Origin of the sequence: Nonomuraea sp. NPDC059023 (genome assembly GCF_042740095.1) — a bacterium.
Lineage (GTDB): Bacteria > Actinomycetota > Actinomycetes > Streptosporangiales > Streptosporangiaceae > Nonomuraea.
This window is the reverse complement of the sequence record NZ_JBHYIO010000047.1, coordinates 41577-53949: the sequence shown is the minus strand read 5'-3', so window position 1 is coordinate 53949 and position 12373 is coordinate 41577. Positions and strand designations below refer to the sequence as shown.

General features: G+C 69.3%; 14 protein-coding genes. 8 read left to right on the top strand and 6 right to left on the bottom strand.

The features are described from left to right. The first annotated feature begins 329 nt into the window (after positions 1-329). The 3 genes from ACFWYW_RS50155 to ACFWYW_RS50145 are packed head-to-tail and all read left to right on the top strand — an operon-like array spanning position 330 to position 4000. On the top strand, positions 330-2138 hold the full coding sequence (locus tag ACFWYW_RS50155; RefSeq protein ID WP_379610971.1) for an alkyl/aryl-sulfatase: 1809 nt from the start codon (positions 330-332) through the stop codon (positions 2136-2138). Between the two features lie 18 nt (positions 2139-2156). Then, on the top strand, positions 2157-2354 hold the full coding sequence (locus ACFWYW_RS50150) for a hypothetical protein (RefSeq protein ID WP_379610970.1): 198 nt from the start codon (positions 2157-2159) through the stop codon (positions 2352-2354). Continuing rightward, on the top strand, positions 2351-4000 hold the full coding sequence (locus tag ACFWYW_RS50145; protein WP_379610969.1) for a SulP family inorganic anion transporter: 1650 nt from the start codon (positions 2351-2353) through the stop codon (positions 3998-4000). The genes ACFWYW_RS50150 and ACFWYW_RS50145 overlap by 4 nt, the downstream gene beginning before the upstream one ends. A 71-nt stretch (positions 4001-4071) precedes the next feature. Here the strand turns inward: ACFWYW_RS50145 and ACFWYW_RS50140 are convergent, their stop codons facing one another. Continuing rightward, complete coding sequence (locus ACFWYW_RS50140; protein ID WP_379610968.1) at positions 4072-4710, bottom strand: TetR/AcrR family transcriptional regulator; 639 nt, start codon at positions 4708-4710, stop codon at positions 4072-4074. A 61-nt stretch (positions 4711-4771) separates the two neighbouring features. Here ACFWYW_RS50140 and ACFWYW_RS50135 point away from each other — a divergent pair, with 61 nt between their 5' ends. Then, on the top strand, positions 4772-5410 hold the full coding sequence (locus ACFWYW_RS50135) for a class I SAM-dependent methyltransferase (protein WP_379610967.1): 639 nt from the start codon (positions 4772-4774) through the stop codon (positions 5408-5410). A gap of 62 nt (positions 5411-5472) precedes the next feature. On the opposite strand, the gene ACFWYW_RS50130 is transcribed toward ACFWYW_RS50135, so the two are convergent. Then, a complete protein-coding gene (locus ACFWYW_RS50130; RefSeq protein ID WP_379610966.1) occupies positions 5473-5766 on the bottom strand; it encodes a hypothetical protein in 294 nt (97 codons plus the stop codon). A gap of 389 nt (positions 5767-6155) precedes the next feature. On the opposite strand from ACFWYW_RS50130, the gene ACFWYW_RS50125 reads away from it, so the two are divergent. After that, on the top strand, positions 6156-6482 hold the full coding sequence (locus ACFWYW_RS50125) for a hypothetical protein (RefSeq protein WP_379610965.1): 327 nt from the start codon (positions 6156-6158) through the stop codon (positions 6480-6482). 158 nt (positions 6483-6640) lie between these two features. Here ACFWYW_RS50125 and ACFWYW_RS50120 read toward each other — a convergent pair whose 3' ends face one another. Further along, positions 6641-7057 carry a RidA family protein gene (locus ACFWYW_RS50120; RefSeq protein ID WP_379610964.1) on the bottom strand — a complete coding sequence of 139 codons (417 nt, stop codon included), beginning with the start codon at positions 7055-7057 and terminating at the stop codon, positions 6641-6643. 71 nt (positions 7058-7128) lie between these two features. On the opposite strand from ACFWYW_RS50120, the gene ACFWYW_RS50115 reads away from it, so the two are divergent. Then, complete coding sequence (locus tag ACFWYW_RS50115; RefSeq protein WP_379610962.1) at positions 7129-8031, top strand: LysR family transcriptional regulator; 903 nt, start codon at positions 7129-7131, stop codon at positions 8029-8031. Here ACFWYW_RS50115 and ACFWYW_RS50110 read toward each other — a convergent pair. The 3 genes from ACFWYW_RS50110 to ACFWYW_RS50100 all read right to left on the bottom strand — a co-directional run bounded on the left by ACFWYW_RS50110 (position 8024) and on the right by ACFWYW_RS50100 (position 9735). Then, complete coding sequence (locus tag ACFWYW_RS50110) at positions 8024-8362, bottom strand: hypothetical protein (RefSeq protein ID WP_379610960.1); 339 nt, start codon at positions 8360-8362, stop codon at positions 8024-8026. The two genes, ACFWYW_RS50115 and ACFWYW_RS50110, sit on opposite strands and share 8 nt — an antisense overlap. A gap of 117 nt (positions 8363-8479) precedes the next feature. After that, complete coding sequence (locus tag ACFWYW_RS50105) at positions 8480-8746, bottom strand: DUF1876 domain-containing protein (protein WP_379610959.1); 267 nt, start codon at positions 8744-8746, stop codon at positions 8480-8482. 353 nt (positions 8747-9099) lie between these two features. Then, positions 9100-9735 (bottom strand): TetR/AcrR family transcriptional regulator, encoded by a 636-nt coding sequence (locus ACFWYW_RS50100; RefSeq protein WP_379610958.1) that lies wholly within the window; start codon positions 9733-9735, stop codon positions 9100-9102. Positions 9736-10119: 384 nt separating this feature from the next. Here ACFWYW_RS50100 and ACFWYW_RS50095 point away from each other — a divergent pair, with 384 nt between their 5' ends. Continuing rightward, positions 10120-11046 (top strand): LysR family transcriptional regulator, encoded by a 927-nt coding sequence (locus ACFWYW_RS50095; protein WP_379611138.1) that lies wholly within the window; start codon positions 10120-10122, stop codon positions 11044-11046. Positions 11047-11138: 92 nt separating this feature from the next. Beyond that, complete coding sequence (locus ACFWYW_RS50090; protein WP_379610957.1) at positions 11139-12296, top strand: NAD-dependent formate dehydrogenase; 1158 nt, start codon at positions 11139-11141, stop codon at positions 12294-12296. Positions 12297-12373 lie beyond the last annotated feature (77 nt).

Here is a 12373-nt window from a genome sequence, read left to right as displayed (position 1 = left end):
TGCAACATAGATGCAGAGACATTCAACCAAGCGCAAGAGATTCTTTCCTTTACGCGCATGTGTTACGTTCGGCATAGGAAGTCGGCAGGCGGACAACGTGCTCGACACCGGCCGCCCCTGACGTCGGGTTCCGCATGACAGACACCTGCGACTCTTCCAAGGTCATCGGAGCGGATGAAGGCCGCGTACTTCCTGGGAGTGCCACACCCAGGACAGCACGCTCCCGCTTGCCGCGAATGCCGACAAATGACCCTTTCGTAGCGCTGCCCAGAAGGAGGGCCGGGAAGTGAGGAGAGGGCCAGGATCATGAGCGGCCCTGAGGAGTAGTTGTGACCGACCTGCCCTCGTTCGATGACCGGACAGACTTCACCGACGCCGACAGAGGATTCGTCGCGACCGCGGCGGAGACGAAGATCACCGGTGAGTCCGGGGCGGTGGTATGGGATCTGGAGTGGTACGCCTTCCTCGACGGCGACTGCCCGGACACGGCCAACCCGAGCCTGTGGCGCCAGTCCCGGCTCTGCGCCAAGCACGGGCTGTTCGAGGTCGCTGAAGGCATTTACCAGGTACGCGGGTTCGACCTGTCCAACATCTCCTTCATCGAGGGCGAGCGCGGCGTCATCGTCGTCGACCCCCTGCTGTCGGCCGAGTGCGCCGCGGCGGCGCTCAAGCTCTACCGGGAGCAGCGCGGCGACCGTCCGGTCACGGCCGTCATCTACACCCACTCCCACGCCGACCACTTCGGCGGCGTCCGGGGAGTCGTGCCCGACGGCGCGGACATCCCGATCATCGCCCCCTCCGGCTTCCTGGAGCACGCGGTGGCCGAGAACGTCTACGCGGGCACCGCGATGAACCGGCGGGCGATCTACATGTACGGCGCGGAGCTGGCCAAAGGCCCCGCCGGCCAGATCGGCGCCGGACTCGGCCAGACCACCTCCACGGGGACCATCTCGCTGATCGAGCCGAACCTGTCCATCACCGAGACGGGCCAGGAGGAGACGGTCGACGGCGTACGCATCGTCTTCCAGCTCACGCCGGGCACCGAGGCGCCCGCGGAGATGAACTTCTCGCTGCCCGACCGGCGTGCCCTGTGCATGGCCGAGAACGCCACCCACAACCTGCACAACATCCTGACGCTGCGCGGCGCCATGGTTCGTGACCCGCGGGTCTGGGCCGGCTATCTGACCGAGGCGATCGAACTGTTCGCCGGCCGCTCCGACGTGCTGTTCGCCTCGCACCACTGGCCGACCTGGGGCACCGAGGCGCTCACCACATTCCTGACCGAGCAGCGCGACCTCTACGCCTACCTGCACGACCAGACGCTGCGCATGCTCAACCAGGGCTACAACGGCGCGGAGATCGCCGAGATGATCCAGCTCCCGCCCACGCTTGCGCGGTCCTGGCACGCGCGCGGCTACTACGGCTCGGTCTCCCACAACGTCAAGGCCATCTACCAGCGCTACATGGGCTGGTTCGACGGCAACCCCGCGCACCTGTGGGAGCTGCCCGCCGAGGAGTCGGCCAGGAAACATGTGGAGTTCATGGGCGGCGCGGAGGCCGTCCTGCCCAAGGCCAAGGCCGCCGTCGACGCGGGCGAACTGCGCTGGGCGGCCCAGGTGCTCAACTACGTGGTCTTCGACGACCCGGACAACACCGACGCCCGCGACCTGCTCGCCAAGGTCTACGACAAGCTCGGCCACGGCGCCGAGAACGGCCCCTGGCGCAACTTCTACCTCCAGGGCGCCGCTGAACTGCGCGGCGACAAGGCGGACGCCAGCCTGGACACCGCCAGCCACGACGTCGCCCGCGCCCTGAGCGTCGAGCAGATCTTCGACTCCATCGCCATCCGCATCGACGGCCCCCGCGCCTGGGACACCCGCCTGACGATCGACTGCCACTTCACCGACCTTCAGCAGACGGTACGGCTCCGCCTCGCCAACGGCGTGCTCGTACAGACGCACGACCACGACGGAACCCCAGCCGACCTCACGTTGACGCTGACCAAGCCGCAGTTGCTCGGCATGGTCGCGACGCGCAGCCACGACGGCGTACGGAGCGAGGGCGATCCGCAGGCGCTCATCACGCTGCTGGGGCTCCTGGACACCCCGGATCGCGACTTCAACATCGTCACGCCGTAGCCCTCCCGCGGCCCCGAGATGAGAGATCGACTGGTCCCCTCCGCGCGGCGCCGCACGCCGGAGAAGCTCGGCGCGATGATCAACGCACCCCTCTCGCCCTGGTTCGTCCTGGGAGGGGGTTGCCCGCGCCGGGTCGCCGCAGAAGTTCCACCTCCTGTGCTGGTGCGGACCACGCAGCGCCCGCTGATCCCCGTGCGGCGGGTGGCGGGCTCGTGAAGCTGGGACGGCCCACCGGCCGGGACGCCATCGCCGGGCTGGTCACCGGGCTGTTCAGCATCCCCGAAGGCATGGCATACGCCAACATCGGCGGCTTCAATCCCGTGCTCGGCCTGTACTCCGGCATGGTGCCCACCCTCGTGGGCTCGCTGACCGCGCGCACCGTACTGATGGTGACCACGCTGACCAGCGCCATCGCCCTGTCGGCGCAGAGCGTCCTGGCCGAGGCCGGGCTCGACCCGCACAACCTGGGCAACGTGGCCATGCTGACCGTCATGGCCGGCGTCGTGATGCTGCTGTTCGGCTTCCTCAAGCTCGGCGCGCTGATGAGCTTCGTGTCGAACGCCGTCATGACCGGCTTCACCACGGGAATCGCCGTCCAGATCATCGTGGGCGCCTTCGGTGACGCCACGGGGTACGAGCCCGCGGGACACAACAAGCTCCGGCAGATCGCCGACTGGATCACCCACATCGCTTCCTGGAAACCGGTCACCGTCGGAGTCTGCCTCGCGACGATCGCGGTGTGGGCGGCGGCCTGGGCGCTGCGCCCGCTGCGGCCGATCGCCACGCTGGTCGCACTGGTCGTCGTCACCGTGGTGGTCGCGGTGGCCGATCTGAAGGTGGAACTCGTCGGTGACATCGCCAAGGTCACCTCCGGCCTGCCGCTCCCCCAGCTCCCCGGCCTCGCCGCCGCACCGGCCCTGGGGCTGGGCGCCTTCGCGGTGGCCCTGGTCGCCCTGGCGCAGGCCGCCGGGATCGGCGCCGCCGTACCCAATCCCGACGGCAGCCGCACCGACGTCGACGCCGACTTCAAGGCGCAGGGCTACGCCAACGTCCTCGGCGGGCTGTTCCAGGCGCTGCCCACCGGCGGCTCGCTGTCCCGCACCGGCATCGCGACCAGCGCGGGAGCCCGCACCAGGTGGGCCGGGATCTTCGCCGGGCTGTGGCTGGCCGTCATCGTGCTGGCGGCCGGATCCGTCACCGAGCTGATCCCCATGCCGGTGATCGGCGGGCTGGTGATCGTCATCGGCGTGGAACTGGTCGTCCACCGGCTGGGCGACATCAAGCTCGTCGCCGCCACCTCCTGGGCGCCGCTCACCTCGATGATCGCGACCTTCCTGGCGACCACGCAGTTGCCGCTCCAGCACGCGATCCTGATCGGCAGTTTCCTGTCGCTAGCCCTGTTCTGTGGGCAGATCGCCAAGAACGCCCGGCTCGTCCGGCTCACCCGCTCACCGCGCAGCGGCCGATGGACCGCCTCCGAACCCCCCGAGCAGCTCGAACCCGGGCAGACCCTCGTGCTGCGCTACACCGGGGTCAGCTTCTTCGCCGAGCTCAACAGGATCAACCAGAGCTGGCCGCGCATCGACCACGCTGATAGGAGCATCCTCGTGCTCTTGTTGCAGACGCTTCCCGACGTACCGTCATCGACCTTGATGAAGGCCTTCCAGAAGCACGCCACCAAGATGCGAGACGTCGGCGGGACCCTGATCCTGGCCGGGGTCCAGCCGTCCCTGCGCAAGGTCCTGGACAAGACCGGCACCACCGAGATCATCGGAGCGGACAACATCATCCCCGCCGGCGCGGACTCCTCCGACGCCTTGGACGAGGCGCTGGCTCGCGCCGGCAGGCTACGTTCCCCTTGAGACGGGGGACGCCAAGAGCGGCCAGGCAAAAGGGCGCGGTGCCGGAGAGAGTGCCAGCCGCGCCCTCGCACCTAGCCGGGATCAGCGCAGAGCTGGGCGGTCAAGGCAGTGCGAGCCCACTCTTCCCAGGCGTCCGGCGGCCAGCCGCGGTCGCGGACGAAGATCAGGTAGAGCTGCGGGCTGAGCAGGCCGAACAGCAGGTCCGCCGCCATCTCGACCGAGAGGCCGGGACGGATGTCGGGCTTGCCGGCCAGGGCTACGGCCGCCGCGTACTGCACGGTGTAGCGCGGATCGGGGGTGTCCGGCCACTGCTCGGCGATCTCAGGGTCGGTGGCCGCGGCAGCCGCGATCAGCGGCATGATCGGAGCGACCCGGCCCAGGATCTCGCGGGTGCCGCGGACGTGCGCCCGCAGTTGCCCCGCCGCGGTGGGCTCGGCGCACGCGGCGCGAAACCACTCTCGATCCATGGTGGCGACCGGCTCGGCGTCACCGGCGATGGACGTGTCGACGACGTCCTTGAACAGCGTGCGCTTGTTGTGGAAGACGAAGTAGATGGTCTGGACGGCCACGCCCGCCCGGTCCGCGACCTCCTGCAGGCTCGTCGCCCCGTAACCCTGCGCGATGAACAGCTCCCGAGCCGCCTCGATGACCTTTTCACGGGTACGCCGCGAGCGCTCGGCCCGCTTGTCCGGCCGCTTGACCTTTTCCATATTGGGAGTATATCTCTAGAGTGCACCACTAGAGTTCAACTCTAATCTCTTGGAGGAGACGATGAACGAACCGGACCTGGCCTCCGCACGGCAGGAGGAGAAGTCCGTCCACCGCGCGCTGGAGGGCTACTACCGCGCCGGCAAGCCGCCGTGGGACACCGGCGTGACCCCGCCCGAGCTGGTCGCCCTGGTAGAGGGGCACGGCGCACTGCCACCCGGCCGCGCCCTCGAACTCGGCTGCGGCACGGGAACCAACGCCGTCTACCTCGCACGGCACGGCTGGGACGTGGCGGCCGTCGACCTGATCGACCGCGCCGTCGACCAGGCCAGAACGAAGGCCGCGACGGCCGGCGTAGCGGTACGGCTGCTGCACGGCGACGCCACCCGCCTCGACGAGCTGAACGTGCCCGGCCCCTTCGACCTGTTCTTCGACCTGAGCTGCTACTGCGGCATCCCACCGCACCGCCGCGACGCCTACGCCGCCGGGCTCACACACCGCGCCGCTCCCGGCGCACGGCTGCTGATGTTCGGGTACGGCCCCGAGCCGCTCGGCAACCCGGTCCCCGAGGTCACGTCGTGGGCGGCGGGCGTCACGGCCGACGAACTCCGCACCAGGTTCCGCGGCTGGGAACTCCTCGACGTCACACCGGGCACCAACTCGGTGCCGACCTTCTGGTTCACGCTGCGCCGCGACACCTAGCGAGCTCCGGCCGCGGATCCCTCGGCTGGGCGCCAGCTTGACGCGCTTGCCGGCCACACAGCTCAGGGAAGCAGCAGTGGCGGAGTCCAGGAGCGGGCGGTGCGCGGGGCGTCAGGGGCCAGGTCGGCGAGGATGTGGAGGATCTTGGTGTGGTCGGCGTCCTGGGCCAGCGCCAGGCAGAGGAGGCGGGCCGACAGCGGGGCGGGGGCGAGCCGGGCCAGGGACGCCAGCGCCAGCGCGCGCTCCCGCGGGTCGGCGATCGACGCGGCGACGGCCTGTGCGCGGTCGAAGTCGCCCAGCTCTCCCCAGGCGCCGGCCAGGCACCTCGCCGGGAAGTCATGGTCGCTGCCGGACACGACGCCTTCATGGGCGGGAGATCGGCCCTCATCCGGTCACCTTCCTGGGCGGAGCGTCAACCACGTGACCTCAGGCCGGGCACGAGTCAGTCGAGCCGTACCCCGCTGTCGGCCTTCCCGCCACCGGAGGCGTCCGCGTGGCCGGTGCCTTCCACCCGGACGTCATCCGGCAGTACGCCGGCCGCCGCCACGATCCCGGTGTTCGCCTTGCCGCCGGGGCCGGCGGTCGCGTTACCGCAGCGCCCCCTGACGGTGTACGCCAGGCAAAGCCGCGCTCATATTGAAGTCAACGGTCTGGACCTGCCGGCAAATCAAACGAGTACGATGGTAGAACGCAGTGGTTCATCTTCATGAGGATCGGCCTTACCGGGCCATCCAAAAGTGCCTTCATGAGGAAGGAGATGAGGATGTACGGAAAACGTGCGCTATTCGCCAGCCCGCTGATCGCCGCCCTCCTGTTGGGGACGGTCGGAACATCGCAGGCCTCGATCGTTCAGAAGTCCACTGGTGAAAGCCAGGTCACGGCGGCCTCGGAGGCCGCGCCGCCCGTCTGCAGAAGCTTCGGGAAAAAGCAAAGGAAGATCTGCTCGAACGGCTACGCAGAAGGATTCGAAGCCGGAGCGAAGTGCGGCAACCCTTACTACGGAAGGTCCAACCAAGAGGCCTACGACATCGGCTTTGCCGCAGGATTTAGGGCAGGCCAGAGAACGTGCTAGACGGTAACTCCAATGCCACTTCATTAACCCTACGGCCATGCCAAGATTTCTCGGTGATGATTGTCCATCGTTTATGGCACAAACCCGCTCACCCACCTGGGCACCGCTCCGCCGAGCGGCCGTGCGGTGCCCGGTGTTGCGTGATTGCCGCGTGAAGGTCAGCCCGCGGCAGCGGACTCCGGCTCTGGCGCTCGTGAACGTCGTGCGTACACCTCGATCTCGAACTTCATGCGGGGATCGGCGAGGCCGCACACGAGCATGGTCGCGGCCGGGCGGATCTCGCCGAAGCAGCGGCGCAGGGTGGGCCAGCACGGCTGGAAGTCCGCACGGTCGGGGAGCAGGTATCTGACCCGGACGACGTCGGCGAACGAGCAGCCCGCCTCGGTCAGTGCCGATTCGACGTTGCGCAGGCACTGCTCGGCCTGCTCGACCACGTCGTCGGAGATGGTCATGGTCGCGTAGTCGAACCCGGTCGTCCCGGACACGTGCACCCAGTCGCCGTCGATCACCGCCCGCGCGTAGCCGATCTCCTCCTCGAACGTGGAACCACTCAAGATCACGCGTCGCTCACTCATGCGGCGAAGGTAGACACCCAGCGGTGATATGTCCAATACCTCTGCAGGAACCCTGTGATATCTCTGCAGATATGGACCGCCCTGAACTCGGACTCCAGCAGCTTCACGCCTTCGCGGTGCTCGCCGAGGAACTCCACTTCGGACGCGCAGCGGAGCGGCTGGGCATCGCGCAACCGCCGCTCAGCCAGCAGATCCGCCGCCTGGAAACGAAGGTCGGACACCCGCTGTTCACCCGAGGACCCGGCCGGGTCGCCCTCACCGCGGCGGGACAGGAACTTCTGCCCGCCGCCCGGCGCGCGCTCGATGAGATCGCCGCCGGCCTGGACGCGGCCCGCCGTACCGGCAGTGGTGAGGCCGGTCGCATCCGGATCGGCTTCTCCGCATCGCTCGCGCTGACCGTCCTGCCGGGCCTGTTGCGCGCTTACCACGACCGGTATCCCCAGGTGGACATGGAGATCCGCGAGATGACCACGGCCCCGCAGGTGATCGCCCTGCACGAGCACGTGATCGACATCGGGCTCCTGCGTGAACCGCCGGACGAGCCGGGGCTGGCGACGGAGACGATCCTGTCCGAGGAGTTCATCGCGATCCTGCCGGCCGCCCACCCCCTCGCGGCCCAGCGCGTCCTGCCCATCGAGGCACTCGCGGACGAGCCGTTCGTACTGCTGCCCCGCGGTGCGGGGCCGACGGTCCACGACCAGATCCTCGGCCTGTGCCGCAACGCGGGATTCGAGCCCCGCCTCGGCCAGCAGGCGGTCGAATGGCAGACGGTCTGCGCGCTCGTCGAGGCGGGACTCGGCGTGTCGCTCGCCCCCGCGAGCATCCGCCGGATCCGCCTCAAGGGTGTCGCCTACCGCCGGATCGAACCCAACAACATGCGCACCACCGTCGCAGCGAGCTCGCGCCGGGACGACCAGAACCCCCTGGTCGCCCGCTTCCTGGAGGTCGCCCGCAGCAGCTCCCCTTTCAGGTGATCTTCCGCCCCAGATGGCGACTCGGAGCCTCGCCGCTCAGCCTGGGCGCCGGTAGATCCCGGCCAGCCGGTGGAAGGTGGCCTTGGGCTCCCAGGCATAAGGGTCGGTGCGGGCGATTCTCGAGGCCGCGTTCCAGGGCGAGTTCGGCGGCCTCGCTCAGACGGCTGATGTCGGTGCCGAACACGCAGACGGCCGTGCAGTGCAGCTTCGCGGCGATGGCGCGCAGGTCCTCGCCCGCGTGGACGGCGTCCCATTCCGGCCGCGACAGGGTGCCGGGCACGTAGGCGGTGCCGACGTCGTAGTTGATCCCGCGTACCGGCAGTCCGCTCACCGGCTCGCGCGCCGCCCGCGCCCGCTCGGGGTGCTCGGCGCGAACGGCGCGGCGGGCATGCTGATCGGGGCGGGCAGCCAGGGACGGCCCGCGTCGGGACTGCTCGGCACGCGGATCTCAGATGGCTCGGGCGGGGCCGGCCATCTCGGCGATGTCCTCGGCTCCGTCACCGAGGAGTTTGTCGGCCAGGTCCATCAGCGCGCGCCCGGCGGCCAGTTCGTCGCCGATCTCGGGGATCGGACGGTCGTCGGGGTTACGGCGGGCGTAGCCGACGCTCTCGTGCCGCCTGTTGTCGATCGCGTAGAGCACGGCGGTAGCCGAGGTGCGCTTGTCCTCGTCGTCCTCGGTAATGAGGATCTTGACGGTCCACTCCTTGGTATTCATGACGCCTCCTGCCACAAACGTGACGATGCGGTCATATACCCAGCATCTCTCCAGAAGGGCACCGAGCGCGAGTGCCTGGTCCCGGTGGACAGGGCCGGGCTGTGGACGCTGCCCATCGAACCGCCCGCGCTCGTCGGCTCGGCCGTGAGCGAGGAGACCGCGCGCTGGTGCGCCGACGGGCTGATCACCGTGGGCGGGCCGCAGGGGCGAAAGTGGCGCGTGCCTGCAAGAAGACGGGCGGGTGCGGCCCCTTGGCTCGTTCGGCTTCGACGAGATCCATCCGTACCACGTGGGCAGCGAGCAGGGCCCGCTCATCGAGTCCTTCGCCGGAGTGAGGGGTCCGGAGAAAGCCGTCACATGGCCGGAGGCGGTGAACCCGGCAGTCCAAGCGTCCGGTGGATCATCTGGTGCATGTGGGCGCGGAAGCGCCGCATGGCGCGTAGGTCGTCGGGGCCGCGCCGCCGTCCCGACGCGTCGAACACGCCGCTGAGCACGAACCCGTGCACGCACCACACCAAGGTGTTGATCGTGAAGTGCACGTCGGCATCCGGGGCCTCGGTCACGGGGATGATGTTCTCTATGGCGAACTCGGCGAGCGGCTGCACGTACTCCGCCTCGAGGTTGCTGACGTCTCGGGCGTCGGACAACCACCGGTGCATCCACAGTGCGGGCACCTCGGGATTGTCGGCGGAGAAGTCGATGTAGGCGTCGATGAGCCGGTGGATCGCCGCCGCCTTCTCCGCGACCGGAGCGGTCTGCACGTCCTTGACCCTCGCCTCCACGACGGCCGAGTGAAGGGCGTGAGCGCGTTCCATGACCGCCAGGTAGAGGTCGCGCTTGGCGCCGAACTGGGAGGTCACGGCCCTCGTGCTCAGCCCTGCCGCCTCGGCGATCTGCACGACCTCCGTCGCGTCGTAGCCGAGCGCGGCGAACAGCCGGAACGCTGCCTGGAGGATGCGCTCCCGCTCATCCCCTTTGCCTGACGTCATACCAGTGACCCTAAGATCCGGCATCTGTTCGGCCAATCACGTGATCGACAAATACCAGTCAAATAGCTCCCGCACCCACTCATGTCCTGACGAGTGCGGAGAACGCCCAGCGGGGCGGCCTCCCTTCGGTCGGCAGACCTTCGCGACGGGAGCCCGGAGCCTGTAACTCGTCCACCAATCTTGACCTGCGGTGGTGACGGCGTAGCGGGTGTGGGGCGGGCCACCCCGGCCGGGTTCAGCGGCCGGCGGCTCGATCGGTGTCAGGGCGGCGAGCCGGTCGAGTGCACGGTAGGACGCGCGGGCGCGGGAGGTCGCCGAGCACTGAGTAGTCTCAAAAAGGCTAGCCGCGGGAGAGATGACATGGACGGCGGGTGATCCTTGGCCGTGTTGTTACGCCAGTTGGAGTACCTCGTCGCCTTGGCCCGCGAGCGGCATTTCGGGCGGGCGGCCGCAGCCTGCCATGTCTCGCAGCCGTCGCTGTCGGCGGCCATCGGCAAGCTGGAGCGTGAGCTGGATGTGCCGCTGGTGCGGCGCGGCCGGCGTTTCGCCGGGCTGACGCCGGAGGGCGAGCGGGTGCTGTTGTGGGCGCACCGCATCCTGGCCGACACCGACGCGCTGCGCCAGGACCTGTCGCGGATGCGCGAGGGCCTGGCGGGTACGCTGCGGCTGGGCGCCATCCCGACCGCGCTCACCGCGGCCTCGCTGCTGACGACGCCGTTCTGCGAACGCTATCCGCACGTGCGGGTCCGGCTGACATCGCTGTCGTCGCGGCAGATCGCCCGCCGGCTGGCCGACTTCGAGATCGACATGGCGATGACCTACCTCGACGACGATGAGGACCTCGGCGAGATGCGCGCCGTCGCGCTGTACGAGGAGCGCTACCTGCTGCTCACCCCCGCCGACGGCGAGCTGGCCGGGCGCGGCACGGTCCGGTGGGCGGAGGTGGCCGCGCTGCCGCTCTGTCTGCTGGCCCCCGAGATGCGCAACCGCCGCATCCTGGACGCCCACTTCGCCCGCGCCGGGGCGGTGGCCGTAGCGGCGATCGAGACCGACACCGTCTCGGCGCTGTTCGCGCACGTGGCCACGCACCGCTGGTCGAGTGTGATCGCGCACGCGTGGCTGCACATGTTCGGCGTCCCGGAGGGCATGCGGGTGGTGCGCCTGGAGCAGGTGGCCAGGCAGCCGAGGGTGGGGCTGGTGACGGCGGGCGCGGGGCCGGAGCCGGTGATCGCGCGGGCGCTGCTGGAGGTGGCCCGTGAGGTGGACCTGCGCGAGGTCCTCGACCGGCTCACCGTCGGGTACCTGGCATAGACGCCACCTATCACCCGATAGCCACAAACGCTTTGACCTGCGGATTTGCCCGTTGGACAGTGAGGTCATCCCCACCGAGGAGGAGCAGAGCCATGGCCAAGGTGTTGTGCGTGCTGTACGACGACCCGATCGGCGGCTACCCCACGTCCTACGCCCGCGACGGGCTGCCCGAGCTGACCGGCTACCCGGACGGGCAGACGCTGCCCAGCCCCAAGGGCGTCGATTTCACCCCCGGCCACCTGCTCGGCAGCGTGTCCGGCGAGCTTGGCCTGCGTCGCTTCCTGGAAGAACGCGGCCACATCCTGGTGGTCACCTCCGACAAGGACAGCGCGGCCTTCGAGCGGGAACTGGCCGACGCCGACGTGGTGATCTCCCAGCCGTTCTGGCCCGCCTACCTGAGCGCCGAGCGCCTCGCCCGCGCCCCCGAACTGAAACTGGCCATCACCGCCGGGATCGGCTCCGACCACGTCGACCTCGACGCGGCCATCACCCACGGCGTCACCGTCGCCGAGGTCACCTACTGCAACAGCATCAGCGTCGCCGAGCACGTCGTCATGATGATCCTTTCTCTGGTACGCAGCTACCTGCCCGCCCACCGGACGGTCCTGGACGGCGGCTGGAACATCGCCGACGTCGTGACCCGCTCCTACGACCTGGAGGGCATGGCCGTCGGCACCGTGGCCGCGGGCCGGATTGGGCTGGCGGTGCTGCGCCGGCTCCAGCCGTTCGACGTGCGACTGCACTACACCGACCGGCACCGGCTGCCCGCCGAGGTCGAGCAGGAGCTCGGGCTCACCTACCATCGCGACACCGCCTCCATGGTGCCGCACTGCGACGTGGTGACGGTCAACGCTCCCTTGCACCCGGAGACCGAGGGGCTGTTCGGCGACACGCTCATCGCCACGATGAAGCGCGGCGCGTACCTGATCAACACCGCGCGGGCGCGCATCGCCGACCGCGACGCGATCGTCCGCGCGCTGAACAACGGGCAACTGGCCGGGTACGCGGGCGATGTGTGGTTCCCGCAACCCGCCGCGGCCGACCACCCGTGGCGGAGCATGCCGCATCACGGCATGACCCCGCACATCTCCGGCTCGTCGCTGTCGGCCCAGGCCCGCTATGCGGCAGGGACCCGCGAGATCCTCGAATGCTGGCTGGACGGTACGCCCATCCGGCCGGAGTACCTCATCGTCGATGGCGGCGCCCTGGCCGGGACCGGCGCCCACTCCTACAGCACCCGAACCCGCTAGAAGGACGGGCGCCGCCACCAGCCTGATGGTGTTCGCCCTGTCGGTGGTCATGCTGGCGATCGCCAACGCTCGCCGCC

Bases quoted from the DNA above. Each gene is read 5' to 3' on its own strand.
- ACFWYW_RS50150 (WP_379610970.1), top strand. From the start codon at position 2,157: ATGAGAGATCGACTGGTCCCCTCCGCGCGGCGCCGCACGCCGGAGAAG.
- ACFWYW_RS50140 (WP_379610968.1), bottom strand. From the start codon at position 4,710: ATGGAAAAGGTCAAGCGGCCGGACAAGCGGGCCGAGCGCTCGCGGCGT.
- ACFWYW_RS50135 (WP_379610967.1), top strand. From the start codon at position 4,772: ATGAACGAACCGGACCTGGCCTCCGCACGGCAGGAGGAGAAGTCCGTC.
- ACFWYW_RS50125 (WP_379610965.1), top strand. From the start codon at position 6,156: ATGAGGAAGGAGATGAGGATGTACGGAAAACGTGCGCTATTCGCCAGC.
- ACFWYW_RS50120 (WP_379610964.1), bottom strand. From the start codon at position 7,057: ATGAGTGAGCGACGCGTGATCTTGAGTGGTTCCACGTTCGAGGAGGAG.
- ACFWYW_RS50115 (WP_379610962.1), top strand. From the start codon at position 7,129: ATGGACCGCCCTGAACTCGGACTCCAGCAGCTTCACGCCTTCGCGGTG.
- ACFWYW_RS50105 (WP_379610959.1), bottom strand. From the start codon at position 8,746: ATGAATACCAAGGAGTGGACCGTCAAGATCCTCATTACCGAGGACGAC.
- ACFWYW_RS50100 (WP_379610958.1), bottom strand. From the start codon at position 9,735: ATGACGTCAGGCAAAGGGGATGAGCGGGAGCGCATCCTCCAGGCAGCG.
- ACFWYW_RS50090 (WP_379610957.1), top strand. From the start codon at position 11,139: ATGGCCAAGGTGTTGTGCGTGCTGTACGACGACCCGATCGGCGGCTAC.